The organism is Streptomyces sp. BRA346, assembly GCF_052851135.1.
Map to the genome: position 1 here is coordinate 73993 of NZ_JAIWIH010000006.1, position 25955 is coordinate 99947.

26 protein-coding genes are annotated in these 25955 nt (G+C 73.2%); 9 read left to right on the plus strand and 17 right to left on the minus strand.

Annotated elements, in window-relative coordinates:
* The 3 genes from LCH29_RS10075 to LCH29_RS10085 form a co-directional block, all read right to left on the minus strand.
* Entirely contained in the window at positions 1–765 is a 765-nt protein-coding gene (locus LCH29_RS10075; protein WP_446461366.1) for an ArsR/SmtB family transcription factor, read from the minus strand.
* Between the two features lie 48 nt (positions 766–813).
* Positions 814–1563, minus strand: a complete 750-nt coding sequence (locus LCH29_RS10080) for a nucleotidyltransferase domain-containing protein (protein ID WP_446461367.1) — start codon at positions 1561–1563, stop codon at positions 814–816.
* A 105-nt stretch (positions 1564–1668) separates the two neighbouring features.
* Positions 1669–1920 (minus strand): hypothetical protein, encoded by a 252-nt coding sequence (locus tag LCH29_RS10085; protein ID WP_446461368.1) that lies wholly within the window; start codon positions 1918–1920, stop codon positions 1669–1671.
* A gap of 54 nt (positions 1921–1974) precedes the next feature.
* On the opposite strand from LCH29_RS10085, the gene LCH29_RS10090 reads away from it, so the two are divergent.
* On the plus strand, positions 1975–2103 hold the full coding sequence (locus LCH29_RS10090; protein ID WP_446461369.1) for a hypothetical protein: 129 nt from the start codon (positions 1975–1977) through the stop codon (positions 2101–2103).
* Positions 2104–2117: 14 nt separating this feature from the next.
* Here the strand turns inward: LCH29_RS10090 and LCH29_RS10095 are convergent, their stop codons facing one another.
* Together LCH29_RS10095 and LCH29_RS10100 are read right to left on the minus strand one after the other, a co-directional pair.
* Positions 2118–3470 (minus strand): NAD(P)/FAD-dependent oxidoreductase, encoded by a 1353-nt coding sequence (locus LCH29_RS10095; protein ID WP_446461370.1) that lies wholly within the window; start codon positions 3468–3470, stop codon positions 2118–2120.
* Positions 3471–3654: 184 nt separating this feature from the next.
* The gene (locus LCH29_RS10100; protein ID WP_446461371.1) at positions 3655–4554 is read right to left on the minus strand and encodes a TIGR01777 family oxidoreductase; all 900 of its coding nucleotides are present in this window, start codon (positions 4552–4554) and stop codon (positions 3655–3657) included.
* Positions 4555–4622: 68 nt separating this feature from the next.
* On the opposite strand from LCH29_RS10100, the gene LCH29_RS10105 reads away from it, so the two are divergent.
* Entirely contained in the window at positions 4623–5162 is a 540-nt protein-coding gene (locus LCH29_RS10105) for an N-acetyltransferase family protein (RefSeq protein WP_446461372.1), read from the plus strand.
* A 2-nt stretch (positions 5163–5164) separates the two neighbouring features.
* Here LCH29_RS10105 and LCH29_RS10110 read toward each other — a convergent pair whose 3' ends face one another.
* A complete protein-coding gene (locus LCH29_RS10110) occupies positions 5165–5683 on the minus strand; it encodes a DUF4240 domain-containing protein (protein WP_446461697.1) in 519 nt (172 codons plus the stop codon).
* 153 nt (positions 5684–5836) lie between these two features.
* On the opposite strand from LCH29_RS10110, the gene LCH29_RS10115 reads away from it, so the two are divergent.
* Positions 5837–6757, plus strand: a complete 921-nt coding sequence (locus LCH29_RS10115; protein WP_446461373.1) for an SDR family oxidoreductase — start codon at positions 5837–5839, stop codon at positions 6755–6757.
* Positions 6758–6765: 8 nt separating this feature from the next.
* On the opposite strand, the gene LCH29_RS10120 is transcribed toward LCH29_RS10115, so the two are convergent.
* The 7 genes from LCH29_RS10120 to LCH29_RS10150 form a co-directional block, all read right to left on the minus strand.
* Positions 6766–7755 (minus strand): helix-turn-helix transcriptional regulator, encoded by a 990-nt coding sequence (locus LCH29_RS10120; RefSeq protein ID WP_446461374.1) that lies wholly within the window; start codon positions 7753–7755, stop codon positions 6766–6768.
* Between the two features lie 36 nt (positions 7756–7791).
* Positions 7792–10476 (minus strand): pyruvate dehydrogenase (acetyl-transferring), homodimeric type, encoded by a 2685-nt coding sequence (aceE, locus tag LCH29_RS10125; protein WP_446461375.1) that lies wholly within the window; start codon positions 10474–10476, stop codon positions 7792–7794.
* A 93-nt stretch (positions 10477–10569) separates the two neighbouring features.
* Entirely contained in the window at positions 10570–11193 is a 624-nt protein-coding gene (locus LCH29_RS10130) for a GntR family transcriptional regulator (protein ID WP_055551003.1), read from the minus strand.
* 160 nt (positions 11194–11353) lie between these two features.
* Positions 11354–13084: a 2-oxoglutarate dehydrogenase, E2 component, dihydrolipoamide succinyltransferase gene (gene sucB / locus LCH29_RS10135; protein WP_446461376.1), complete on the minus strand. Its 1731-nt coding sequence runs from the start codon at positions 13082–13084 to the stop codon at positions 11354–11356.
* Between the two features lie 55 nt (positions 13085–13139).
* Entirely contained in the window at positions 13140–14528 is a 1389-nt protein-coding gene (lpdA, locus tag LCH29_RS10140; RefSeq protein ID WP_123105757.1) for a dihydrolipoyl dehydrogenase, read from the minus strand.
* A gap of 222 nt (positions 14529–14750) precedes the next feature.
* The gene (locus tag LCH29_RS10145) at positions 14751–16313 is read right to left on the minus strand and encodes a leucyl aminopeptidase (RefSeq protein ID WP_446461377.1); all 1563 of its coding nucleotides are present in this window, start codon (positions 16311–16313) and stop codon (positions 14751–14753) included.
* Positions 16314–16455: 142 nt separating this feature from the next.
* Complete coding sequence (locus LCH29_RS10150; RefSeq protein WP_446461378.1) at positions 16456–17337, minus strand: adenosylcobinamide-GDP ribazoletransferase; 882 nt, start codon at positions 17335–17337, stop codon at positions 16456–16458.
* 34 nt (positions 17338–17371) lie between these two features.
* Between LCH29_RS10150 and LCH29_RS10155 the strand changes: the two genes are divergently transcribed.
* Entirely contained in the window at positions 17372–18112 is a 741-nt protein-coding gene (locus tag LCH29_RS10155; protein WP_446461379.1) for a hypothetical protein, read from the plus strand.
* A 7-nt stretch (positions 18113–18119) separates the two neighbouring features.
* Here LCH29_RS10155 and cobT read toward each other — a convergent pair whose 3' ends face one another.
* Together cobT and LCH29_RS10165 are read right to left on the minus strand one after the other, a co-directional pair.
* Positions 18120–19181, minus strand: a complete 1062-nt coding sequence (gene cobT, locus LCH29_RS10160) for a nicotinate-nucleotide--dimethylbenzimidazole phosphoribosyltransferase (RefSeq protein WP_446461698.1) — start codon at positions 19179–19181, stop codon at positions 18120–18122.
* A 398-nt stretch (positions 19182–19579) separates the two neighbouring features.
* Positions 19580–20782, minus strand: a complete 1203-nt coding sequence (locus LCH29_RS10165) for a bifunctional adenosylcobinamide kinase/adenosylcobinamide-phosphate guanylyltransferase (protein WP_446461380.1) — start codon at positions 20780–20782, stop codon at positions 19580–19582.
* A 149-nt stretch (positions 20783–20931) separates the two neighbouring features.
* Between LCH29_RS10165 and LCH29_RS10170 the strand changes: the two genes are divergently transcribed.
* Positions 20932–21135, plus strand: coding sequence for a hypothetical protein (locus LCH29_RS10170; RefSeq protein ID WP_039942100.1), 204 nt, complete (start codon positions 20932–20934; stop codon positions 21133–21135).
* Positions 21136–21183: 48 nt separating this feature from the next.
* On the opposite strand, the gene LCH29_RS10175 is transcribed toward LCH29_RS10170, so the two are convergent.
* Positions 21184–21894: a class I SAM-dependent methyltransferase gene (locus LCH29_RS10175; RefSeq protein ID WP_446461699.1), complete on the minus strand. Its 711-nt coding sequence runs from the start codon at positions 21892–21894 to the stop codon at positions 21184–21186.
* 80 nt (positions 21895–21974) lie between these two features.
* A complete protein-coding gene (locus tag LCH29_RS10180; RefSeq protein WP_123101601.1) occupies positions 21975–22571 on the minus strand; it encodes a DUF3043 domain-containing protein in 597 nt (198 codons plus the stop codon).
* A gap of 241 nt (positions 22572–22812) precedes the next feature.
* On the opposite strand from LCH29_RS10180, the gene LCH29_RS10185 reads away from it, so the two are divergent.
* The 4 genes from LCH29_RS10185 (at position 22813) to LCH29_RS10200 (ending at position 25943) form a co-directional block, all read left to right on the plus strand.
* Entirely contained in the window at positions 22813–23586 is a 774-nt protein-coding gene (locus LCH29_RS10185; RefSeq protein ID WP_446461381.1) for a PspA/IM30 family protein, read from the plus strand.
* Between the two features lie 49 nt (positions 23587–23635).
* Entirely contained in the window at positions 23636–23914 is a 279-nt protein-coding gene (gene pspAA / locus LCH29_RS10190; protein ID WP_123101597.1) for a PspA-associated protein PspAA, read from the plus strand.
* 122 nt (positions 23915–24036) lie between these two features.
* Entirely contained in the window at positions 24037–25269 is a 1233-nt protein-coding gene (locus LCH29_RS10195; RefSeq protein WP_446461382.1) for a sensor histidine kinase, read from the plus strand.
* Positions 25266–25943 (plus strand): response regulator, encoded by a 678-nt coding sequence (locus tag LCH29_RS10200; protein ID WP_446461383.1) that lies wholly within the window; start codon positions 25266–25268, stop codon positions 25941–25943. Before LCH29_RS10195 ends, LCH29_RS10200 begins: the two co-directional genes overlap by 4 nt.
* The last annotated feature ends 12 nt before the right edge of the window (positions 25944–25955 follow it).

A 25955-nucleotide genomic window follows, 5' to 3' on the forward strand; every position in this document is an offset into this window, starting at 1 on the left:
TTACCCCGCGGTGACGCCGAAGGTGTCGGCCAGGCCCGCCGTGCCCTTCTCCGTCACATCGATCGCCCGGCGTCGCGTTCCCCGGCGGATCCAGTCCAGCTCGAAGAGCCGGTCGGTGATCGCGGCGCCCAGGGCGCCCGCCAGGTGGTGGCGCTGTTCGGTCCAGTCCACGCAGTAGCGGATCAGGGGGCGGCGGCCGTGGAGCCGGTCCGCGTCCACGCCGAACGCGGCCAGCTCGGCCCGCCCCCGGTCGGTCAGCCGGTACGGGGTGTCGTTGCCGGGGGCGGACAGCCGGTCGCGTTCGGCCGTCTCCGGGTGGTGGCGTCCGTCGCCGCCGGTCAGCACGCCGCGTTCCAGCAGGGCGCCCATCAGCGCCACACCCAGGCCGCCCGCGACATGGTCGTAGCAGGTGCGGGCCCGGCGCAGCGCGTTGGCGTGGGTGGACGCCCGCAGCGACGTGACCGGCAGCGGCGGCGCGATCCTGGCCAGCGCCTCGATGGCCTCGCCCACGGCGGGGCCGGTCAGCCGGTAGTAGCGGTGCCGCCCCTGCCGTTCGACGCGTACGACACCGGCCTCCAGCAGCTTCGCCAGGTGCCCGCTCACCGTGGAGGCGCTCACCCCCGCCTCCGTGGCCAGCACGCTCGCGGGCAGCGCCCGCCCCTCCGCCAGCGCCAGCAGGATGCGGGCGCGGGAGGCGTCCGCGAGGGCGGTGGCGGCGCGGGCGATGTCCGCGTCGCGGGCGGGGGAGACGGGGGAGGCGGCCATGGGTTCAGCGTAGGCCGCGGTCGTTTCGGCGCCCGGCGAAGTGTTCGTTCACACAGCGGCGGCGAACACCTCCTCCGCCTCGGCGATCGCCCGCGCCAGAACCTCCGGCTCGGGCCGCAGCCCGGCCGTGATCGTGTCGAGGCGGCCGAGCCCCGCCCGCCGCAGGAGCCGCTTTTCGTTGGTGACCCACTCGCCGCGCGCCGCCAGCACCGCGTGGGCGGTCTGCATGGCGGCGGTGGCCAGCGCGCCCGCGACCTCGGTGGCCTGGCCGCGCCGGGCGTACGAGCCCCCTGCGTACGCGAGCGTCAGGGCGGCCCGCTCGCGCCAGAACGGGGGAGCCGCCGCGCGCAGCGCCTCCGGGTACCCGGGGCGGGGCAGGGTGCCGCGGAGCACCTGGTTGACGGCGAGTTCGGCGACGACCAGATAGCTGGGGATGCCCGCGAGGTGGAACATGAGCGGTTCCCAGTGGAAGCGGCCCTGCCGGGCCTCGGCGAGTTCGTGGTCGACGACGTTAAGGTCGCGGTAGTGGATGTCGACGTGGCGGCCGTCGATGGTGAGCCAGGCGCCCCCGTTGAAGACGCCCCCGCCCCAGGCGCCGACCTCGCAGACCTCGCCCTCCCAGCCGACCGCGCGCAGCTCCGCCGGGTCGAAGCCGCCCCGGTAGTAGAGGGCCAGGTCCCAGTCGCTGTCCGGGGCGTGGGTCGCTTGAGCGCGCGAGCCGCCGAGGGTGACGGCGTGCACGCCGGGCAGAGTGGCGAGCCGGTCGGCGGCGTGGTCGAGGAAGGTGTCGTCGGTCATGAGGTGACGGCTCTTCATGGACGTAGAGAACGAGGCCGATGGCGCCCTGTCAATGTCATTTACGACAGGGGAGCCTCCCAGGTGGCGGTGATGTCGCGGGCGACATCACGTAGCAGGTCGATGAGCAGTCGTCAGGGCCGGTGGCAGCAGGTGCAGGGCAGCCGCCTGGAACGTCCCGATCCGCAGCCGGAGCGAGAGGTGGCCGAGTGGTGCGGCCAGTTCCGCCTCGGCCCTGCCCGATGCCTCCTCCACGGTTCGAGCGTGGGAGGCGAGCAGCGCACCGGCCGCGGTGAGCGTTGCTCCGCGAGGACCGCGGATGACCAGGGGCACCTGCCAGTCGCGCTCGGCCTTGGCCACCTGCTGGGTGACCGCCGCGGGCGTGAGTTGGAGGGCGGCCGCCGCGGCCGGGACATGGTGCTCACCTGGGCCGTCGGCCGAGGGCGCGCCCTGGTGTCGCAGCCGACCGTCCTGCGGGGAATCAGCGTGACCACCGGCGTCGTCCTGGTGGGGCTGGGCGCCGCGGTGGCAGCAGGTGTCTGAGGGCCGGGCCGGTGTCAGGCCGCCGCCGCAGGGATGGGCGGGGTGTCGGAGCCGGGGGTGGCGCCGAAGTCCTGGAGCACCGCGCGGGCGGCGCGGCGGCCGGAGACGAGGGCGCCCTGCACGGTGCTGGCGTCGCGGTGGTCGCCGCATACGTACAGCCCGGACAGCAGCCGCACCGGGCGCCGGAGGTCGTGGGGTGCGGGCATGGCGGGTACGGCGTGCGGGTCGTGGTGGGCGGCCAGCAGCTGCCAGTCGGTGGTGGAGGTGCCGTAGACGGTGGCGAGCTGGGCCCTGGCCTGCCGGTCGAGTTCGGCGGTCGGCAGGCCCGCGGCGGCGCCCAGCACGGTGGAGGTGATGAGCACCCGGCCGCCCGGTGCGCGCGAGGGGTCGACCTCGCTCGCGACCGTGGTGTGGGCGACGGGGCCATGGCCACCTGCCGTGAGGATCAGCGCGGGTTCGCGCAGGGGCGGCTGGTCGGCGGTGTGGTGCAGCACGGTGACCGGGTGGAAGGCGGGCAGCCGCAGCCCGGGGAGGAGTTCGGCGGCGTCGTGCGCCCCGGTGGCCACCAGCACCGCCCGGCAGCGGAACTCGCCGTGTCCGGCGGTGGTCACGGTGGTGGTGGCGGCCGAGGTGGCCCGTACGCCGGTGCGGACGGTCCCCGGCGGCAGCGTGGCGGCCAGCAGTTCGGGGACGGTGGCGGCGCCGCCCGCCGGAAGGCACAGCCGGCCGCGGGCGTAGCCGCGCAGCACCAGGTCGGCGCAGCGGCTGGAGGTGTTCAGGCCCGGGTCGCTCAGCAGCGAGACGAGGAGCGGGCGCAGCACGCTCTCGACGGTACGAGCGGGAAGGCCCCGCCCCGCCAGGGTCTCGTGGACCGGCCGGTCGGGGCGGGCGAGGAGGCGGTCCGCGGGCAGGGCGGCGAGCCTGCCGAGCGCGGCACCGAGTCGGGCCTGATCGAGTCCGCCGCCCAGGGGCGCGCGGGCGGCGCTTGCGAGAGCGCGTGCCGTGGTGAGTGCGCCCCTTGTGCTCCGGGAACCGCTCCGGGAGCCGCTCCAGGAGCCGCGGGGGGTGCCGATCCGCTGCGTACGGCCGTCGCCGTGCACCAGCACCCCCTGGGAGAAGGGGCGCAGGGCGAGGGTGTCGAGTCCCGGGGTGTGCCGCAGTTCGGGGAACGAGGTGTTCACCAGCTGCCCGGTGCGGTCCAGCCGGAAGCCGTCGACGGTATCGGTGGTCATGCGGCCGCCGACCCGGGGCGCGGCCTCCAGGACCGTGACCTCCATCCCCGCGCCGGTCAGCAACTGGGCGGCGGCCAGCCCCGCGAGTCCGGCTCCCACGATGACGACGTCCGTGCGGTGCGCGCTGGTGAGCACGTTCCCTCCCCGGGGTCGGGATGGAGCGGATCGGAACGGTCACGACGGTAAGGGCAAAAACGGTCGATGACAGACGCGCATCGACCGAGCACGGGCGCACAACGGTCGCACGCCGATCGGGTTCGGCCGTTCCGTTTCGTGGCGTCCCGTTCCCCTCCGACCTGTCCCGTTCCCCTGCGACCCGTCAGCGCCGTCCGCCCACCGCCGCCTTCAGGGCCTCCTCGACATGCGGGTAGGTGAAGGAGAAGCCGGAGTCCAGCAGCTTGCGCGGGAGGGCCCGGACGCTGCCGAGGATGTCGGTGGACATCTCGCCCAGGGCGATCCGCAGCGCCGGGGCGGGCACATGGAGGAGCGTCGGACGGCGCAGCACCCGGCCCATGGCCTCGGTGATCTCACGGTTGGTCACGGGGGAGGGGGCGGTGAGGTTGACGGGGCCGCTGAGGTCCGCCGTGTCCAGGATGTGGCGCAGCGCGGCGATGTGGTCGTGCAGGGCGATGAAGCTCCAGTACTGCCGACCGCTGCCCATCCGCCCCCCGAGGCCCGCCTTGAACAGCGGGAACAGCCGCCCCCACGCGCCGCCCTCGGGCGCGATCACCAGACCGCTGCGGATGAACACCGTGCGCACCTCCGCCTCCTGCGCCGCGGCGGTCGCCTCCTCCCAGGCCTGACAGAGGTCCGGGAGGAAACCGTGCCCAGGGGGCGCGCTCTCATCGACCGCGCGCTCCCCCGTGTCCCCGTAGAACCCCACCGCGCTTCCACTGATCAGCACCCGCGGCGGGGTGTCCAGGGAGGCCACGGCCTCGGCGATGGCGGCCGTGCCCAGCACCCGGCTGTCCCGCAGCTCCTTCTTGTACGCATCGGTCCAGCGGTGCTCGCCGATGCCCGCGCCCGCGAGGTGGACGACGGCCTCACACCCCGTCAGCCCGGCGGTGTCGACCCACTGCCGGTGCGGATCCCACTCGACTTCCGCCTCCTCGCGGGGAGTTCGCCGCACCAGCCGCACGACCTGGTGGCCGTCCTGGCGCAGGGAGTGGACGAGGGCCGTCCCGATGAGCCCGGTGGAACCGGTGACCGCGATGCGCATGGCCCCATCCTGCCCCCGATCATCCGGGGGATGTCGGACGTCGAGGAGCGCGTGGCAGAGTGACCTGCATGTCCGAGCCCTCTGCCCCGCCTCAGCCGTCCGCGGTGCCCGCACCGCTGATCCGCCGCTCCGTGCTCGACGACGAGCAGGAGCTGGTCGCTCTGGAGCGCCGCACCTGGTCGACGCTGCACTCCGTACTGCCGGCGCCGGAGCCGCCGTACGACGCCTTCTTCACCCACCGCAACCGCCCCGTCCACAACATGGTGGCCGAGCTGGACGGGCGCCCCGTCGGCTTCGTGCGGCTCGTCCCGCCGACGCAGCTGGCCAGCAACGCGCACGTCCGCCAGATACAGGGGCTCGCCGTGGACCCGCGGGTGCGCGGCCGGGGCGTGGCGCGGGCGCTGCTGCACGCGGCGTACGAGGAGGCGCTGCGGCAGGGCGCGATCCGGATCACCCTGCGGGTGCTCGGCCACAACCTCCCGGCGCGGCGGCTGTACGAGTCGGAGGGGTTCGTGGTGGAGGGCGTCCTGCGCGGGGAGTTCCTGCTCGACGGCGCGTACGTGGACGATGTGCTGATGGGCCGCCCCCTCATCGACGGCGCCGCCTGAGATCAGTCGCGGAAGCGCTCCCAGAGCCGGGGGTACCGCGCCGCCAGCGCCTCGTCGTCCTCCAGGTCGATCGTCGCGCCGACCGGCTCGTCCGGCCGCTCGGGGAGCCCCAGATCCGGCAGCACCGCGCCGGTGAGCTGCTCGTACGCCTCGTCCGCCGCGAACCCCAGGTCCTCGCAGTCGCCGTCCACCTGATCGTCGAAGTCCTCCAGCAGTTCGGCCAGCGCGTCCGGGTCGTGCAGCGCGCCCTCGAAGACGTCCCGGCCCTGGCCGATCAGCCAGTAGCGGAACGCCTCGAAGGCGTCGTCGCTGACGCCGCCCAGCAGCACCCGGGCGGCGCCCCACAGATCCCAGCGGTACGCCCGGTTGGCGCGGGCCTCGAAGTGCCGGGCGAAGTCCAGCACGGAGTCCGGGTCGAGCTGTGACAGCTGCTCGACGAGCAGGTCGGACTGGTCCTCGGGGTCGCCCTGGGCAGCCTCCCGAGCGCTGTCGACCAGCCCCCAGAACTCCGTCTCGTCCATCATCACGGGACCAGCATCGGCCCTCGCGCCCACCGCCGCACGCGGAGCGACCCAGATGCGGCCCTCTTGTTATATGGGACAGAAGGTGTCGGGTTTCCTTGCGATCGTCGAACGCGTCACTGATGAGGTCTCCCCAGGAGAGGACGTACTGACGTGAGCACACAGGGACCGCTGGCGGGCAAGGTCGCACTCGTCGCGGGCGCCACGCGCGGCGCGGGCCGGGCCATGGCCGTCGAGCTGGGCGCGGCGGGCGCCACCGTCTACGCGACGGGACGCACCACCCGGGACCGGGTCAGCGAGGTCGGGCGGCCGACCGAGACCATCGAGGAGACGGCGGAACTGATCACGGCGGCGGGCGGCACGGGCATCGCGGTGCCGACCGATCACCTGGAACGGGAGCAGGTACGGGCGCTCATCGAGCGCATCGACCGCGAGCAGGGGCGGCTGGACGTCCTGGTCAACGACGTCTGGGGCGGTGAACACCTGATCCCGTTCGGCAAGAAGAGCTGGGAGAACGACCTGGAGGGGGGTCTGCGGATGCTCCGGCTCGGCGTCGAGACCCACCTGGTCACCAGCTACTACGCGCTGCCGCTGCTGATCCGGAACCCGGGCGGTCTGGTGGTCGAGGTGACCGACGGGAACGAGGAGTTCAACAAGACCTACCGGGAGAACCTCTTCTACGACCTCACCAAGAACGCCCCCATCCGCACCGCCTTCGGGCTGGCCCACGAGCTGAAGGACTTCGACGGCACGGCGGTGTGCGTCTCCCCGGGCTTCCTGCGCTCCGAACAGATGCTGGACCACTTCGGGGTGACCGAGGAGAACTGGCGGGACGCGGTGGAGAAGGAGCCGCACTTCGCCATCGCCGAGACGCCGCACTTCGTCGGGCGGGCGGTCGCCGCGCTCGCCGCCGACCCGGACCGGGCGCGCTGGAACGGGAAGTCCGTGTTCAGCGGCGACCTGGCCAAGGTCTACGGCTTCACCGACCTCGACGGGTCGCGACCGGACGCGTTCGGGTACTTCCGGGACGTCGTCTTCGGCGGCAAGGAGGGCAGCGCCGCCGACTACCGGTAGCCCGGTAGCTACGCGTAGAGGTCCGTCATCCGCCGCGCCGCCGCCGCGAACCGCTCCCGCAGTTCCGGCGGCGCCAGCACCTCCGCCTCCGGGCCGAGGGCGAGGAGCTGGCCGTACGCGACCTCGGCGGACTCCACGGGCAGGGTGATCGTGATCCGCCCCTCCCCGTCCGGCTCCCCGGCGGACCGTACGGCGTCCTCGGCCGCCGTACGGTCCGTGACGTACGGCAGTCCGCGGGCGCCCTCCGGGGTGAGGCGCAGCGTGACCTCCTCGCGGAGGATCGAGCGCGCGAACTGCGCCGCCCGCTCCTCCCAGAAGGCGGGCAGGTCGAACGCCTCGTCGCGCCGGAACCGGTCCCCGCCGGGCGCGGGCCCGACCGCGGCGAGACGGTCCACCCGGTAGACGCGGAAGTCGCCCTGGGAGCCCGCGGCGGCACCGGCGCGGGCCGCCAGATACCAGACGCCCGCCTTGAGGACGAGCCCGTACGGCTCCAGCTCCCGTTCCACCTCCGTGTCCCGGCGGCGGTAGCGGACCGCGAGCCGCCGGTCGTCCCACACCGCGTCGGCGACGTCCGGCAGCAGGGCCGGCGTCTGCGGCTCCTGCCACCACCCCGGCGCGTCGAGGTGGAAGCGCTGCGCCACCGTGTGGGAGGCGTCGCGCAGCTCGGGGAGGAGCGCGGCGGACACCTTCAGCCGGGCGGCGGAGGCGGCGTCGGCGAGCCCCATCTCGCGCAGCGCGGACGGCACCCCGGACAGGAACAGCGCCTCGGCCTCGGTGCGGCCGAGGCCGGTCAGCCGGGTGCGGTAGCCGCCGATGAGCCGGTAGCCACCGGCCCGGCCGCGGTCCGCGTACACCGGCACCCCGGCCTCGGAGAGCGCGGCGGCGTCCCGCGTCACCGTGCGCTCCGAAACCTCCAGCTCACGCGCCAGCTCGGCCCCCGTCATCGAGGGCCGAGCCTGGAGCAGGAGCACCATCTTGATCAGCCGCGCGGCACGCACGGCCCCATCATGCCGTGACGGGGCGGCGGTGCGCCGTCAGATGCCGTAGCGCTGGGCGGCCTCCTTGGGGGCCGTGCTCTTGACCGCGCCCTGCTTGGCGAGCCGGGCCAGCGCGGTGACCACGATCGAGTGGACGTCCACGCCGAAGTGGCGGCGGGCCGCCTCGCGGGTGTCGGAGAGACCGAAGCCGTCGGTGCCGAGCGAGTACCAGTCCTGCTCGACCCACTGGCTGATCTGGTCCGGTACCGCCCGCATCCAGTCGCTGACCGCGAGGACCGGGCCCGGTGCGCCTGCCAGGGCACGGGTGACGTACGGGACCCGGTCTTCGCCGTTGAGCTGCGCCGCGTCACAGGACAGGGCATCGCGGCGCAGCTCGCTCCAGGAGGTGGCGGACCACACGTCGGCGGCCACGCCCCAGTCGTCGGCGAGCAGTTTCTGGGCCTCCAGCACCCAGTGGATGGCGGTGCCGGAGGCGAGGAGCTGGATACGGGGGGCGTCGGCGGCGGGCGCCTCGGCCTCCTGGAAGCGGTAGAGGCCCTTGACGATGCCTTCCTCGACGCCCTCGTGCTGCGGCATCGGGGGCTGCACCTTGGTCTCGTTGTAGACCGTGAGGTAGTAGAAGACGTCCTCGGCCTGCGGGCCGTACATCCGCCGCAGCCCGTCCCGCACGATCACGCCGACCTCGTACGCGAACGCCGGGTCGTAGGCGAGCGCCGCCGGGTTGGTGGAGGCGATCAGGTGCGAGTGGCCGTCGGCGTGCTGGAGGCCCTCACCGGTCATGGTGGTGCGGCCCGCGGTGGCGCCGATCAGGAAGCCGCGGCCGAGCTGGTCGGCGAGCGCCCACATCTGGTCGGCGGTGCGCTGCCAGCCGAACATCGAGTAGAAGATGTAGAACGGGATCGTCGGCTCGCCGTGCGTCGCGTACGAGGTGGCGGCGGCGGTGAAGTCGGCCATCGAACCGGCCTCGGTGATCCCCTCGTTGAGGATCTGACCGTTCTCGGCTTCCTTGTAGTACAGGAGCTGATCGCGGTCGACCGGGTCGTAGGTCTGGCCGAGCGGGGAGTAGATCCCGGCGGTCGGGAAGAGCGACTCCATGCCGAACGTACGGGCCTCGTCGGGCACGATCGGCACCCAGCGGTGGCCGGTCTCCTTGTCCCGCATCAGGTCCTTGACCAGGCGCACGAAGGCCATGGTCGTGGCGATCTCCTGGCTGCCGGAGCCCTTGGCCAGGGTCTCGAACGGCTTGGCCGCGGGCTCGGGCAGGGCCACCGGGTGGACCTTGCGGGCCGGGGCGGGGCCGCCGAGCTCGGCGCGGCGCTCCTGGAGGTAGCGGACCTCGGGGGAGTCCTCGCCGGGGTGGGCGTACGGAACGAGGCTGTCGTCCAGCTTGCTGTCCGGGATGGGCAGCTCCAGGAGGTCGCGCATGGCGCGGAACTCCTTGCCGGTCAGCTTCTTCATCTGGTGGTTCGCGTTGCGCGACTCGAAGGTGGGGCCGAGCGTGTACCCCTTGACGGTCTGCGCGAGGACGACCGTCGGGGCGCCCTTGTGCTCCACGGCCGCGCGGTAGGCCGCGTACACCTTGCGCGGCTCGTGGCCCGCGCGGGAGGTGTGGAAACACTCGGCCAGCTTGGCGTCGGACAGCGACTTCGCCAGCTCCGCGAGGGCCGGGTCGGCGCCGAAGAAGTGCTCGCGGATGTAGGCGGCGTCGCGGGTCGCGTACGTCTGGAACTGGCCGTCGGGGACCTCGCGCAGGCGGCGCGCCAGCGCACCGGAGGCGTCCCGGGCGAACAGCTCGTCCCAGGCGGAGCCCCACAGCGACTTGACGACGTTCCACCCGGCGGCGCGGAACTGGGCCTCCAGCTCCTGCACGATCTTGAAGTTGGCGCGCACCGGGCCGTCGAGGCGCTGGAGGTTGCAGTTGATGACGAACGTGAGGTTGTCCAGGCCCTCGCGCCCGGCCAGCGCCAGGGCGGCGGTCGACTCCGGCTCGTCCATCTCGCCGTCGCCGAGGAACGCCCATACGTGGGAGTTCGCGGTGTCCTTGATGCCGCGGGCGGCCAGGTAGCGGTTGAAGCGGGCCTGGTAGATCGCGGAGATCGGGCCGATGCCCATCGAGACGGTGGGGAACTCCCACAGCCACGGCATCCGGCGCGGATGCGGATACGAGGGAAGCCCCTGAACGCTGCCGCCGCCCGCCTCACGGCGGAAGCGGTCCAGGTGCGCTTCGGTCAGCCGGCCGTCGAGGAAGGCGCGGGCGTAGATGCCGGGAGAGGCGTGGCCCTGGATGTAGAGCTGGTCGCCGCTGCCGTCGGCCTCCTTGCCGCGGAAGAAGTGCTGGAAGCCCGTCTCGTAGAGCCAGGCGGCGGAGGCGAAGGTGGCGATGTGGCCGCCGAGGCCGTCCGCGCTGCCGCGGGTGACCATCGCCGCCGCGTTCCACCGGTTCCAGGCGGTGATCCGGCGCTCCATGGCCTCGTCACCGGGGAACGCGGGCTCCGCGGCGGTCGGGATGGTGTTGACGTAGTCCGACTCCAGCAGCGGCGGCAGCGACAGCCCGGTGTCCTCGGCGCGCTCCAGGGTGCGGCGCATCAGGTACGCGGCGCGGTGCGGTCCGGCGGCCTGGGTGACGGCAGCGAGCGAGGCGCCCCACTCGGCGGTCTCCTCGGGGTCCCGGTCGGGGAACTGGTCGAGCGCACTCGGCTGCGTGCTTGCGAGATCGGTCATGCGGTCGACTGTAAGTTCTGATCGATGATCGATCAAAGTACGTGAAGGGAAAAACTTGTCCGTAGGCCGAAATTGGCATTCCGTGCCGCGAAATCAGGCACGCGGTGCACAGCCGAGAACGTGCGCCTTGACCAGTTCGCCCACCCGCGGATCCCGTCGCCGGAACGCGTCCACCACGGCCTGGTGCTCCTCGGCGTACGACTGCTGAACGGTGCCCAGCCAGCGGATCGACAGCGTCGTCCAGATCTCGATGCCCAGCGACTCCCAGGTGTGCAGCAGCACGCTGTTGCCCGACGCCCGCACCAGCTCCCGGTGGAAGGCCACGGTGTGCCGCACCTGGGCCTCGCCGTCGGCCCTGCGGTCCGCCTCGTACAGCGCCCGCACCTCGGGCTCCAGCGCCGAGGTGTCCTCGGCCAGCCGGGGCGCCGCCAGCTCCGCGGCGATCTGCTCCAGACCGGCCCGCACCGGATAGATCTCCTCCAGGTCGGCCGCGGTCAGATTCCGCACCCGGACGCCCTTGTTCGGAGCCGACTCGATCAGCCGCAGCGTCTCCAGCTCGCGCAGCGCCTCCCGTACGGGCGTCTGGCTCACCTCCAGCTCCGTCGCGATGCGCCGCTCCACGATCCGCTCGCCCGGCTTCCACCGCCCGCTGACGATCCCCTCCACGATGTGCTCGCGGATCTGCTCGCGCAGCGAGTGGACGACGGGCGGGATCATAGGGAGCGCTCCTTCGGAACCAGCGGTGAACGGAAGTCATTATCCAGGCAGCGGAAGCATCGCGGTCCGGAGCCGGAAAGACACGAACCGCACAGACTCGCAAAAGGGCCGCGCCCCGCACGGAAGCCCGTGCGGGGCGCGGCCGTCTGCCGGAGGGGGCTCAGAGACCGAGCTCGACCTCGAACTCGCCGGCCTCCAGGATCTCCTTGACCGCGGTCAGGTAGCGGGCCGCGTCGGCACCGTCCACCAGGCGGTGGTCGTAGGAGAGCGCCACGTACGTCATGTCGCGCACCGCGATCGTCTCGCCCAGGTCCGGGTGGTTGATGACCACCGGGCGCTTGACGGTCGCGCCGATGCCCAGGATGGCGACCTGGTTCGGGGGCACGATGATCGTGTCGAACAGCGCACCGCGCGAGCCGGTGTTGCTGATCGTGAAGGTGGCACCGGACATGTCGTCCGGGGTGATCTTGTTGGAGCGGACCTTGCCCGCCAGCTCCGCCGTCTTCTTGGCGATGCCCGCGATGTTCAGGTCGCCCGCGCCCTTGATGACCGGGGTCATCAGGCCCTTCTCGGCGTCCACCGCGATGCCGACGTTCTCGACGTCGAAGTACGTGATGGTGTCGTCGTCGTTGATCCGGGCGTTGACGGCCGGGTGGCCCTTCAGCGCCTGGACGGCGGCCTTCACGAAGAACGGCATCGGCGAGAGCTTGACGCCCTCACGCTGCGCGAAGCTCTCCTTGGCCTGGGCACGCAGCCGCATGACCTTGGTGACGTCCACCTCGACCACGCTGGTCAGCTGGGCCTGGCCATGCAGCGCCTTCATCATGTTGTCGCCGATGACCTTGCGCATCCGCGGCATCTTGATGGTCTGGCCGCGCAGCGGGGAGACCTCCTGCTTGGCCTTGGGCGCGGCGGCGGCCGGAGCCGGCGCCTGCGTCTGGGCCGCGGCCTTGGCGGCCTCGGCGGCGGCGATGACGTCCTGCTTGCGGATGCGGCCGCCGACGCCGGTGCCCTTGACGGTGCCCAGGTCCACGCCGTTCTCCGCGGCGAGCTTGCGCACCAGCGGGGTCACGTACGCGCCCTCGGCCTCGGGGGAGGCCGGAGCCGGGATGGACGGCGCCTTGGCGGCCGGGGCCGGGGCGGGCGCCGGAGCCGGGGCAGGCGTGGGCTCGGGAGCCGGAGCGGGCGTGGGCTCCGGGGCCGGAGCGGGCGCCGGGGCCTCCTCCTTGACCGGCTCGGGGGCCGGGGCGGGGGCGGCCGGGGCCTCGGCGGGCGCGGCGGCCGGAGCGGCACCGGCAGCGCCGATCACGGCCAGCTTGGCGCCGACCTCGGCGGTCTCGTCCTCGCCGACCAGGATCTCCAGCAGGGTGCCCGCGGTCGGGGCCGGGATCTCGGTGTCGACCTTGTCGGTGGAGACCTCGAGCAGCGGCTCGTCGGCCTCGACCGACTCGCCGACCTCCTTGAGCCAGCGGGTCACGGTGCCCTCGGTGACGCTCTCGCCGAGCGCCGGGAGGACCACATCGGTGCCCTCGGCGCCACCGGACGGGGCGGCGGCGGGGGCCGGGGCCTCGGCCGCGGGGGCCGGGGCGGGCTCGGGCTGGGCCGCCGGAGCGGGCTCGGCGGCCGGGGCGGGGGCCTCGGCCGGGGCACCCTCGCCGTCGTCGATGACGGCCAGCTCGGCGCCGACCTCGACCGTCTCGTCCTCGGCCACCTTGATGGATGTCAGCACACCGGCGCTGGGCGCCGGGATCTCGGTGTCGACCTTGTCGGTCGAGACCTCGAGCAGCGGCTCGTCGGCCTCGACGCGCTCACCTTCGGCCTTGAGCCAGCGGGTGACGGTGCCCTCGGTCACGCTCTCGCCGAGCGCCGGCAGGGTTACGGATACCGCCATGGTGTTCGGTTGCTCCTTAACGATCTGTGCGGAATGGGTCGCGCGCTCGGACTGACTAGTCGTGGGAGTGCAGCGGCTTGCCGGCAAGTGCCAGGTGGGCCTCGCCGAGCGCCTCGTTCTGGGTGGGGTGGGCGTGGACGAGCTGCGCGACCTCGGCCGGCAGGGCCTCCCAGTTGTAGATCAGCTGAGCTTCGCCGACCTGCTCACCCATGCGGTCACCGACCATGTGGACGCCGACGACAGCACCGTCGCGGACCTGGACGAGCTTGATCTCGCCCGCGGTCTTGAGGATCTTGCTCTTGCCGTTGCCCGCGAGGTTGTACTTCAGGGCGACGACCTTGTCCGCACCGTACAGCTCCTTGGCCTTGGCCTCGGTGATGCCGACGGAGGCGACCTCGGGGTGGCAGTACGTCACCCGGGGCACGCCGTCGTAGTCGATCGGAACGGGGTTCTGGCCGGCCAGCCGCTCGGCCACCAGCATGCCCTCGGCGAAGCCGACGTGGGCGAGCTGGAGCGTCGGGACCAGGTCACCGACGGCCGAGATGGTCGGCACGTTGGTCTGCATGTACTCGTCGACGAGGACGAAGCCGCGGTCCATGGCGACCCCGGCCTCCTCGTAGCCCAGGCCCTGGGAGACCGGGCCGCGGCCGACGGCCACCAGCAGCACCTCGGCCTCGAAGGTCTTGCCGTTCTCCAGCGAGACCTTGACGCCGTCGGCGGTGTACTCGACGCCCGAGAAGCGCGAGCCCAGGGAGAAGTTGATGCCGCGCTTGCGGAAGGAGCGCTCCAGCAGCTTGGAGCTGTTCTCGTCCTCGACCGGGACGAGGTGGGGAAGCGCCTCGACGATCGTGACGTCGGCCCCGAAGGACTTCCACGCGGAGGCGAACTCGACGCCGATGACGCCGCCGCCCAGCACGATCGCGGACTGCGGAACCCGGTCCAGGACCAGCGCGTGGTCCGAGGAGATGACGCGGTTGCCGTCGATCTCCAGGCCGGGGAGGGACTTCGGCACCGAACCGGTGGCGAGCAGGATGTGGCGGCCGGTGTAGCGCTCGCCGTTCACATCGACGGAGGTCGGCGAGGACAGCCGGCCCTCGCCGGTCACATAGGTGACCTTGCGGGACGCGATCAGACCCTGGAGACCCTTGTACAGGCCCGTGATCACGCCGTCCTTGTACTTGTGCACACCCTCGATGTCGATGCCCTCGAAGGTGGTCTTCACGCCGAATTCCGAGCCCTCACGAGCCTGGTCGGCGAGTTCACCGGCGTGCAGCAGGGCCTTCGTCGGGATGCAGCCGCGGTGCAGGCAGGTGCCGCCCAGCTTGTCCTTCTCGATCAGGGCGACGTCCAGACCCAGCTGCGCCGCGCGCAGGGCAGCGGCGTAACCGCCGCTACCGCCTCCGAGGATCACTAGGTCGAAAACGGTGCTGGCGTCGTTCGCCACGTCACGTCCTCCATGCATGGGTGCGCCGGGCCGACCGTGGGTGGCCGGGCGGCGGCGGTTGTTCGGCCGCTTCTTGCTCGCAGCCCTGGTGTGGGGGCCCTGTCCTGCCGGGCAACATCTTCGCACTTGTTGACGGGAGGCGGGACGCGGGGCCGCTGTGTGAGATATCTCTGGACCCGGGTCCAGGGGTTACTCGGCAGTACCCGGTAAGGGGTTTCCCCGTCAGCCTAGATCCCCGTCGGCGGTGCGCTCCGCCAGCCGCACCAGGGTGCGGACCGCGGAGCCCGTGCCGCCCTTGGGGGTGTAGCCGAACGGACCGGACTCGTTGAAGGCCGGACCCGCGATGTCCAGGTGACCCCAGGCGATGCCGTCCTCCACGAACTCCTTCAGGAAGATACCGGCCACCAGACCGCCCCCCATGCGCTCGCCCATGTTCGCCAGATCGGCGACCGGGGACTCGATGCTCTTGCGAAGATCGGCCGGCAGCGGCATCGGCCAGGACGCCTCGCCCACCTCGTCCGCGATCTCGTGCAGCGCGGTGCGGAACGCGTCGTCGTTCGACATGATCCCGAACGTGCGGTTGCCCAGCGCCAGGACCATCGCCCCCGTCAGCGTCGCCACGTCCACGATCGCGTCCGGCTTCTCCTCGCACGCGCGGGTGAGCGCGTCGGCGAGCACCAGCCGGCCCTCGGCGTCCGTGTTCAGCACCTCGACGGTCTTGCCGCTGTACATCGACAGCACGTCGCCGGGGCGGGTCGCCGAACCCGACGGCATGTTCTCGGCCAGCGCCAGCCAGCCGGTGACGTTGACCCGCAGCCCCAGCTTGGCGGCCGCCACCACGGTGGCGAACACCGCGGCCGCGCCGCTCATGTCGCACTTCATGGTCTCGTTGTGACCGGCCGGCTTCAGCGAGATGCCGCCCGAGTCGTAGGTGATGCCCTTGCCGACCAGCGCGAGCGTCTTCTCCGCCTTGGGGTGGGTGTACGCGATCCGCACCAGCCGCGGCGGGGCGTCCGAGCCCTGGCCCACGCCCAGGATGCCGCCGTAGCCGCCCTTGGTGAGGGCCTTCTCGTCCAGCACCTCCGTCTTCAGGCCGTGCTCCTTGGCCGCGGTCACGGCGGCCGCCGCGAACGAGGCCGGGTCGAGCACGTTCGACGGGGTGTTGATCAGGTCGCGGGCCCGGTTGACCTCGGCGACCAGCGCCGTGGCGCGCTCGGCCGCCGCCTTGTACGCCTTGTCGCGCGGCTTGGCGCCGAGCAGGGCCACCTCGGCGAGCGGACCGTTGTTCTTCTTGTCCTTGTCGCCCTTGGCGTCCTTGCCGTCCTTGCCGTTCTTCGCGCCGTTGCTGTTGCCCTTGTCGTACGCGTACGCGTACGCACCGAGCAGCGCGCCCTCGGCGACCGCGGCCGCGTCCGCCGCGTCCTCGACCGGCAGCGCGAACGCGCCCTTCTTCGACCCCGCCAGCGCCCTGGCGGCCGCGCCCGCGGCGCGGCGCAGCGCCTCGGCGTCGAAGCCGTCGCCCTTCGCCGGGGCCTCGCCCAGGCCGACTGCCAGCACGACCGGGGCCTTGAGCCCGGACGCGGCGGGCAGCTTGGTCACCTCACCCTCGGCGCCCGTCGCGCCGAGCGTCTCCAGAACGGTGGCGAGCTTCCCGCCGAACGCCTTGTCCACGGCCTCGGCGCCCGGGGCGACGACCGGGCCCTTGGGCCCCTTCGCCACGCCGACGACGACGGCATCCGCGCGCAGCGACGCGGCGGAGGAGGTGCTGAGAGTCAGTGCAGTCACAGTGGTCGGGTCCCTCTTCCGGTTCCGGTGGTTCCGGCCGACGTCTTGGGTGTCGTCGGCCGTGCGGCCCAGCTTATTCCGAGGCGCGGTGCGCCTCCCGAGCCCATGATCCGTGACCGGGACCCATGGGGTGCCCCTGTCCTCAGCCGAAGGTGATCACCAGTAGGGTCGCCGTGGCGGCGGTTTCCGCGAGGGCGCCGAAGACGTCCCCCGTCACCCCGTCGAAGCGGCGCACACAGTGGCGCGACAGCAGATCGGCGGCCGCGAGCCCGGCCAGCGCCGCCAGCCCGTACATCGGCATGGCGTACACATCGACCAGCGCGCCCGCGCCCGCACACACGACGACGGCCAGCGCCGCCGCGGCGACGGCCGCCCGCGGCGGCACCACCCCCGCGACCGCCGCGCCCAGCCCCTCCGGCCGGGCCGCGGGCATCCCCTGGCGGGCCGCGAGCGTCAGGGCGCACCGGGCGACGAGCCCCGCGGCGGCGGCGGCCACCGCGCCGCGCGTCCAGCTCTCCCCGTACAGCTCGGCCAGCGCCGCGACCTGCGCGAGCAGCACGAACAGCAGGGTGATGACGCCGAACGGGCCGATGTCCGACCGCTTCATGATCCGCAGCGCCTCGTCCGCGGGCTTGCCGCTGCCGAGGCCGTCCGCGGTGTCCGCGAGGCCGTCGAGGTGGAGGCCGCGGGTCAGTACGGCGGGTACGGCGGCGGAGGCGACGGCCGCGAGCAGCGGCCCGGCGCCCAGGAACAGCAGCACACCGCCCAACCCGGCCGCGCACAGCCCGACCGTCAGCCCGACCGGCAGGGCGCACAGCATGCCCACGCGCGCCGCCTCGCGATCCCAGCGCGCCACCGTCACGGGCAGCGCCGTGAGCGTGCCGAAGGCGAAGCGGAGGCCGTCATCCAGGGAGGCGCGCGGGGGATGCGCCGGACGCGGCGGTATCTCCGGACCGGGGTCCGGCGGTATCTCCGGGTCCGGGTCCGGCTGGCGGTCGGGGGACTGCTCCGGCGTGGTGTCCATCGCGCCGCAGGGTATCGCGCGACCCTGACGGGCCATGGGCCATTGGTGGGAACGCAACATCGTGGAGCCCGGCAAGCTGCCGCTGCTCCTCGCGCTGGCCTCGTTCATCCTCTCGTTCGTGATCACGCGCACCATCACCCGGCTGATCAAGGCGGGCAAGGGCCCGTTCCATGACGTCACTCCCGGCGGGGTGCACGTCCACCATGTGGTGCCCGGCGTGATCCTCACCGTCATCGGCGGCTTCGGCGCGGTCGCGAGTGGACGGCACGGGGTGGGGGCGGCGATCTCGGCGGTGCTCTTCGGGGTGGGCGCGGGGCTGGTGCTGGACGAGTTCGCGCTGATCCTCCACCTGCACGACGTCTACTGGACCGAGCAGGGCCGACAGAGCGTCGAGGTCGTCGTGGTCACCGCCGCCCTCGTCGCCCTGGTGCTCAGCGGCTTCCTGCCGTTCGGGGTGAACGAGGTGTCCGACGCCGAACGCAGCGACCGCGGGGCGGTGGTCGCGGAGGTGTCCCTCAACTTCGCCTTCGCCCTGCTCGCCCTCGTCAAGGGCAAGCTGCGGATCGCGGTGATCGGGGTGCTGGTGCCGCTCGTGGCGATCGTCGGCGCGGTACGGCTCGCGCGCCCCGGATCGCCGTGGGACCGCCGCGTCTACCGCCACCGCCCCCGGACCCGGGCCCGCGCGCGCCGCCGGGCCGCCCGCCACGACGCGCGCTGGGACGGGGTACGGCGGCGGCTCCAGGACTGGATCGGCGGCTTCTCCGAGCCGAACTGAGGCCCCGTCAGGCGTCCTCTGGTTCCTCGGCCTGCGCCCGCTCGGGGAGTTCCCCCGCGAGCGCCGCGGCCGCCTGGACCAGCGGCAGCGCCAACAGCGCCCCCGCGCCCTCGCCCACCGTGACGCCCTGGTCGAGCAGCGGGGTGAGCGCGATCCGGTCCAGCGCCTTCTCCTGCGCCGGTTCGCCGCTGGCCTGGCCCGCCAGCCACCAGTCCGGCGCCCGGAACGCCACCCGCTGCGCGACCAGGGCGCACGCCGCCGAGACGACGCCGTCCAGGATCACCGGGGTGCGGCGCACCGCGCTCTGGAGCAGGAACCCGGTGATCGCGGTGAGGTCCGCGCCGCCGACCGTGGCCAGCAGCTGGAGCTGGTCCCCGAGGACCGGACGGGCCCGGCGCAGCCCGTCGCGGATCGCCGCGCACTTGCGCATCCACGCCAGGTCGTCGATCCCGGCACCGCCGCGCCCGGTCACCACGGACGCGTCCGTGCCGCACAGCGCGGCGGTCAGCGTGGCCGCGGCGGTCGTGCCGCCCACGCTGAGGTCACCGAGCACCACCAGGTCCGTCCCCGCGTCGGCCTCCTCGTCCGCGATGGCCATGCCGGTACGGAACGCCTGCTCGGCCTCCTCGGCCGTCAGCGCGTCCTCGATGTCGAGCCGCCCCGAACCGCGGCGCACCCGGTGCCGGGTGACCTCGCCGGGCAGCTCGTCGGGATCGCAGTCCAGCGCCATGTCGACGACGCGGACGGGCACCCCGAAGCGGCGGGCGAGCACGGCCACGCTGCTCTCGCCGTCGATCACGGCGCGGACGAGGTGGTGGGCGGTGCCCGCGGGGCGGGCGGACACGCCCAGTTCCGCGATGCCGTGGTCGCCCGCGAACAGCACCACCCGGGGCCGCTCGATCGGCTTCACCGGCACCTGCTGCTGGGCGGCGGCCAGCCACTCGCCCAGCTCGTCCAGCCGCCCGAGCGCGCCGGGCGGCGGCACCAGCCGCTCCCGCCGCTCCTCGGCGTCACGTCGTATGCCCCCGTCGGGGCGCTCGATCAGGTCGACGAAGTCATCGAGATTCAGGCCGCTGCTCACGGCCTGAACCCTACCGGCCGCCCGCCGTTGAAACCCCGCCCCCCAACGATCTCCCCGACGCCGAGGGGAACTCTTTCCCCTGCCCCGCCCCTTCCCGAAACCGGGGGACACCCCCGGGCCCCCGGCGATGCCGGGCTCAGCCCGGCCACAGCCCCCAGGCGAGAGGCACCGAAACCGCGGGCACCCCCGGATCCCGGCCACCCCGGCGCGCCTGCCTCTGCCTCCCGAGGCCCGTGGCCTGGGGCGGAGTTGCTCCGCTTCAACCCCTGGGAAGGGGCGCACTCCAGCCCCTCCGGCGATTGAGGAGCGGGGGCCGGGGGCGGAGCTCCGGCGGGGGCGGGGGTGTCCCCCGTTTCGGGAAGGGGCGGGGTGGGGGAGAGCCCGGGTCAGCCGCGCAGGGGGAGGGCCTGGCCCGCCACCACCAGCAGGACCTGCTCGCACTCGCCCGCGAACCCGGCGTTCAGCCGCCCCAGTTCGTCGCGGAAGCGACGCCCCGCGGCCGTCGCGGGCACCACCCCGGCGCCGACCTCGTTGCTGACGGCCACCACCGTCCGCTCCGTCGCCCGCACGGCCGCGACGAGACGGCCGACCCGTTCGTGGAGGGCGCGTTCGCCGCCGTGGGTCCACTTCTCGTCGTCCCAGGCCCCGACGGAGTCCATCGCGTCGGTGAGCCACAGCGCCAGACAGTCGATCAGCAGCGGGGCGCCGTCGTCCGCCAGCAGCGGCACCAGGTCGCAGGTCTCGGCGGTGCGCCACGAGCCGGGACGGCGGTCGCGGTGGGCGGCGATGCGGGCGGCCCACTCGCGGTCGCCGACCCGGGTGCCGCCGGTGGCCACGTACAGCACGTCGGGGAAGGCGGCCAGCCGCCGTTCCGCTTCGAGGGACTTGCCGGAGCGCGCCCCGCCCAGCACCAGGGTGCGCCGCGGCAGGTCCGGCACCTCGTGGTACTCGCCGACGATCAGCGTGCTGCCGTCCGGTACGGTCCGCGCGCCCGCCGCCGCGAGGCGGCGGTGCAACTCGGCACCGGGGGGCACGGTGTGGTCGAGGTGGACGGCCACGATGTCAGTGGTGGGCCCCACGCCGCCGGCCGCCCGGAGCCGGGCGAGGGCGTCGGGGCGGCCGAGTACGTCGAGCACGACCATGTCGTACGGCTCGGCGACGGGGCCGGACAGCCCGGACGGGGCGCCGCCCGGCGGCAGGTACAGCAGGCGGGTGCCGTCGGGCCCGGCCACCTCGTACCCCGTACCGGGCGAGTCCAGCGCCACCGCCCGCACCCGGTGCCCGCTGATCAGGGACAGTTCGCGCCCGTCCGGGACCCGCCCCGGCGCCGGGAGCCCGGCCGGGAACTCGACGGCGGGGCCCGCGTGCGGATGTGAGAGCAGCACCTGCCGCACCCCGACCAGCGAGTACCCGGCCCGCGCCGCAGCGAAGGCGGCGCCCGGGGTGAGGTCGAGGAGCAGCGCGCCGTCGATCAGGAGTGCCGTCGCCGCCCGCGCCTCGTCGCCGACGGCGGTCGCGCAGGCCGCGCAGGGACAGCCGTGGCGCGGCAGTCCGTCGGGGGCCCCGGTGCCCAGAAGAGTGAGTTCCACGCTCTGATCGTCTCGCGTCCTCGCGGGCCGGGCGCGCCGGGTCACCCTCCGCGGAGACGTACCGATCCGTTCGGAGCCGTACGGAGTGATCAGTCGCCTAGGCTGCGGGCAGATATCACGTGTCGACCGGTGGGATCGAGGAGGCGGACATGGCCTGGACGTGGCGGTTCGAGAAGTCCGACGGGACCGAGACGGCGCCCGCGGTGCAGCCCGAGGAGTTCCCGACCCAGGGGGACGCGGAGTCGTGGATCGGTGAGGAGTGGAAGGCGCTCCTGGAGGGCGGGGCGGAACAGGTCACGCTCTTCGAGGACGGATCGAAGATCTACGGACCGATGAGCCTGCACGCGGAGTAGTCGAAGGGGGGCGGGGCACCGCCCCCCTCTCTTGAGCCCGCACGTCCCTCAGCCCCGCACCCCGCACAGGTGCAGCAGCGCCGCCACCGCGCGGTACGGGTCGGTGCGCCCGGCCCGCTCCTCGGCGGCGAGCAGCCGGTCCCACTCGGGAGACGGCGGGGGCTCGGCGGTGTCGGGGGCCTGGTCGGTGAAGACCCGCACCCCGTACCAGGCGTGCAGGGGCGCCCCGATCGCGGTGAGCGTGGTGGTCAGCTCCTCGCGCCGGTCGGCGCGGACCTGGAGCCCGAGGCGGTTGGTGTACGTGGGGGAGTCGAAGGAGCCGAGCGCGGCATCCCAGTCCCCGGCGAGCCCCGGCCGCATCGCGAGCGCGTCGGCGTTGCGCACCAGGAGCGAGAGCAGTCCGCCGGGGGCGAGGACCCGGGCCAGACCGGCGAGCAGCGGGTCCGGCTCGTCCGTGTACATGAGGACGCCGTGGCAGAGCACCACGTCGAAGGCGCCGGGCAGGAACGTGGCGCCGGTCTCCCGGCCGTCGCCCTCCAGCAGCTTCACCCGCTGCCGGATGCCCTCGGGCTCGTCGGCCAGGGCGGTACGGGCCGCCTCCAGCATCGCCGGATCGGATTCGAGGCCGGTCACCTTGTGGCCGGCGCGGGCTAATCGCAGGGCCTGGGTGCCCTGGCCGAGGCCGACGTCGAGGACCCTCAGCCGCTGGTCGAACCGGAACCGCGAGGTGATCTGCTCATCGAGCTGATGGGCGACCAGGGCCTGCCGGACCGTGTTCCGTAAGCCTCCGAGGCCGCCGAGCCAGCCCGCCGCTCCTCCGGCGAAGCCGGATCTCCCGCTCAGGGCCGCTCTCCGCGCTTGACCTGCGGCTTGGGCAGGCGCAGCCGGCGCATCTGGAGGGTGCGCATGAGGGCGTACGCGACGGCGCCCCGCAGGTTCTCGTCCGGGAACTTCTGGCGCAGCTGACGCTTGAGCTGGAAGGAGATCACGAACGAGTTCAGGACGATCAGCACGATGACGACCATCCACAGCAGCAGCACATAGCTCTGCATGGCGCCCGCCTGGATCATGCTGAGCACCATGATCAGCACGGCGAGCGGCAGGAAGAACTCGGCGATGACGAACCGCGAGTCCACGAAGTCACGGGCGAACCGGCGCACCGGGCCCTTGTCGCGGGCCGGGAGGTAACGCTCGTCGCCACCGGCCAGCGCCTCGCGCTGGCGCGCCAGGTCGGAGCGGCGGGCCTCCTTCTGCCGCTTGGCGGCTTCCTTGCGCGTGGTCGGCGTATGCGCCAGGCTGCGGCGCTGCGACTGGGCCACGCTGCGCTTGGGCGTGGGGCGGCCCTTGGGCGCCTGCGGGTCTCGGGGCTGCTGCGGCTGGTCCGCGGTCACCTTGGCGGTGGCGGCCTGCTCATCCTTGGAACGGCTTCGGAACACAAAGCCCAAGAGTACGGGGTCACCGGTGTGGGCCCCAGCGTCAGGGGCAAAGAACCGGAAACCGCATTGGCCGCGCTCCTCCCTGCGCCGGAGGCGCCCGGACCGCGATCGTCCTGTGGGAGGAGCGCGGGACGGGCGGAACAGTGCGGTAATGGAAGCAGGGCCCGTAGGCTGGGTCTGTTGGGTGTGCCGGTGTCACAAGTCCGTCAGAAGGGGGCGCGCGAGGCCCATGAGCGGTGTCATGAAGCGTATGGGGATGATTTTCCGCGCGAAGGCCAACAAGGCCCTGGACCGGGCCGAGGACCCGCGCGAGACCCTTGACTACTCGTACCAGAAGCAGCTGGAGCTGCTCCAGAAGGTCCGGCGCGGTGTGGCCGACGTGGCCACCTCCCGCAAGCGCCTGGAGCTTCAGCTGAACCAGTTGCAGGGCCAGTCCTCCAAGCTGGAGGACCAGGGCCGCAAGGCGCTCGCGCTCGGCCGGGAGGACCTGGCGCGCGAGGCGCTGTCCCGCCGTGCCGCGCTCCAGCAGCAGGTCACCGACCTGGAGACGCAGCACCAGACGCTCCAGGGCGAGGAGGAGAAGCTCACCCTGGCCGCGCAGCGGCTCCAGGCCAAGGTGGACGCGTTCCGCACCCGCAAGGAGACCATCAAGGCCACCTACACCGCGGCCCAGGCGCAGACCCGGATCGGCGAGGCGTTCTCCGGCATCTCCGAGGAGATGGGCGACGTCGGCATGGCGATCCAGCGTGCCGAGGACAAGACGGCGCAGCTCCAGGCCCGCGCGGGCGCGATCGACGAGCTGCTGGCCTCCGGTGCGCTCGACGACCAGTCCGGGATGGCCAAGGACGACATCGCGGCCGAGCTGGACCGGATCTCCGGCGGCACGGACGTGGAGCTGGAGCTTCAGCGGATGAAGGCCGAGCTGGCCGGTGGCGGGTCGCAGCAGGCGATCGAGGGCGGCGGCCAGGACCAGTCGCAGCAGTCGCAGAACCAGCAGAAGTTCGACAAGCAGTAGCCGCCGCCCCTGGACCGGGCGGGTCTGTCGACGTCCCGAGGAGGTCGTCATGATCGTACGGATCATGGGGGAGGGACAGGTGCGGGTGGACGACAGCCACCTGCCCGGACTCAACAAGCTGGACGACGATCTGCTCGCCGAAATCGAAAGCGGCGACCACGACGGCTTCCGGCGCACACTCGGCGCACTCCTCGACGCGGTGCGCTCGGCGGGTGAGCCGCTGCCCGCCGACGCGCTGGAGCCCTCGGGGCTGATCCTGCCCGCCCCCGAGGCGACGCTTGAGGAAGTCAAGGCGATGCTCAAGGACGACGGCCTCATCCCGGGCTGAGCACCGTGCCCGCAGCCCGTGCGTCGTCCCAGGTCACAACCCACGTCACGGCGGATTCCGGCGAGGCCGCACAGGCGCCGGGGGCGGGACGCCGCCGAAGCGGTCCGGCGCGGCGTTTACCGTTGGATCCCGTGACTCCCCTCGCCGTCGGGCCGGGCCTGGCCCGTCCGCACCGCTGGCTGGCCGCCCATCCGCGAGCCCTGGACACCCTCGTGGCCGCCGGCTGCCTCGCCCTGATCCTCATCGGCGCGGTGTCCAACCCGCATCTGCGCGACCACCAGCACATCGGTGTCTTCTTCGGGCTGCTGGCCACCCTCACCTCGGCGTCGCTCGTGCTGCGCCGCGAGCTGCCGCGCGCGGTGCTCGCGTTCACCTGCGCGATCAGCGTCATCGAGATCGTCACCAACGACGAGGGGCCGCCGCGCACCTCGATCGTGTTCGGGGTCGTGGTCGCGCTCTACACCGTCGCCGCCCGCACCGACCGGTCCACCACCTGGCGGATCGGCGCCGTCACGGCCGTGCTGCTCACCGGCACCGGGATGCTGTTCGGCCTCACCCCCTGGTACGCGCAGGAGAACTGGGGCATCTTCGCCTGGACCGGGCTCGCCGCCGCCGTGGGCGACGCCGTCCGCAGCCGCCGCGCCTTCATCGCCGCGATCGAGGAGCGGGCCGAGCGCGCCGAGCGCACCCGCGAGGAGGAGGCCCGTCGCCGGGTCGCCGAGGAGCGGCTGCGCATCGCCCGCGAGCTGCACGACGTCGTCGCGCACCACATCGCGCTGGTCAACGTGCAGGCCGGGGTCGCCTCGCACGTCATGGACAACCGCCCGGACCAGGCCAAGGAGGCGCTCGCGCACGTACGGCAGGCCAGCCGCTCGGCACTGGACGAGCTGCGCGCCACCGTCGGCCTGCTGCGGCAGTACGGCGACCCCGCGGCGCCCACCGAGCCCGCGCCGGGCCTCGGCGTCCTGGACCAGCTGGTGGACGGCTTCGTACGGGCCGGGATGCGGGTCCAGGTCGAGGAACGGCCGCAGGAGGGCCTGGGGCCGCTCGCCGGTTCGGTGGACCTCACCGCGTACCGGGTCGTCCAGGAGGCGCTGACCAATGTGCACAAGCACGCCGGGCCCGACGTCAAGGCCGAGGTCCGCATCGTCCGTACGCACAGCGCGCTGGAGATCACGGTGTCGGACGACGGCGTCGGCACCCCCTCCGAGGACGGTGGCGGGCACGGGCTGCTGGGGATGCGGGAACGGGTCGCCGCGCTGCGCGGCACCTGCGAGGCGGGACCCCGCCCCGAGGGCGGATTCCGGGTCCGGGCGACACTTCCGCTCCAGGCCCGTGGGGGAGGGGAGTCATGACGATCAAGGTGCTGCTCGCCGATGACCAGACGCTGCTGCGCAGCGCGTTCCGGGTGCTGGTCGACTCGGAGCCCGACATGGAGGTGGTGGGGGAGGCGTCCGACGGCGCGGAGGCGGTCGAGATCGTGCGGGCCAGGGGCGCCGACGTGGTGCTGATGGACATCCGCATGCCCGGTACGGACGGACTCGCCGCCACCCGCATGATCAGCGAGGATCCGCGGCTCGCGGACGTCCGGGTGGTCATGCTGACCACGTTCGAGGTCGACGAGTACGTGGTGGACTCGCTGCGGGCGGGGGCGAGCGGCTTCCTCGGCAAGGGCGCCGAACCCGGCGAGCTCCTCTCCGCCATCCGCATCGCGGCCGCGGGCGAGGCGCTGCTCTCCCCGGTCGCCACCAAGGGCCTGATCGCCCGCTTCCTGGCCCAGGGCGTCCCGGGCTCCGGCGGCGCCGCGTACGACGCCTCCCGGCTGGACGCCCTCACGGGACGGGAGCGCGAGGTGCTGGTCCAGGTCGGGGGCGGCCACTCCAACGACGAGATCGCCGGCCGTCTGGAGGTCAGCCCGCTGACCGTGAAGACGCACGTCAACCGGGCGATGGCGAAGCTGGGCGCCCGGGACCGGGCCCAGCTGGTGGTCATCGCGTATGAAACGGGCCTGGTCCGCCCGGGGGCGTGAAACCCCCGGGCG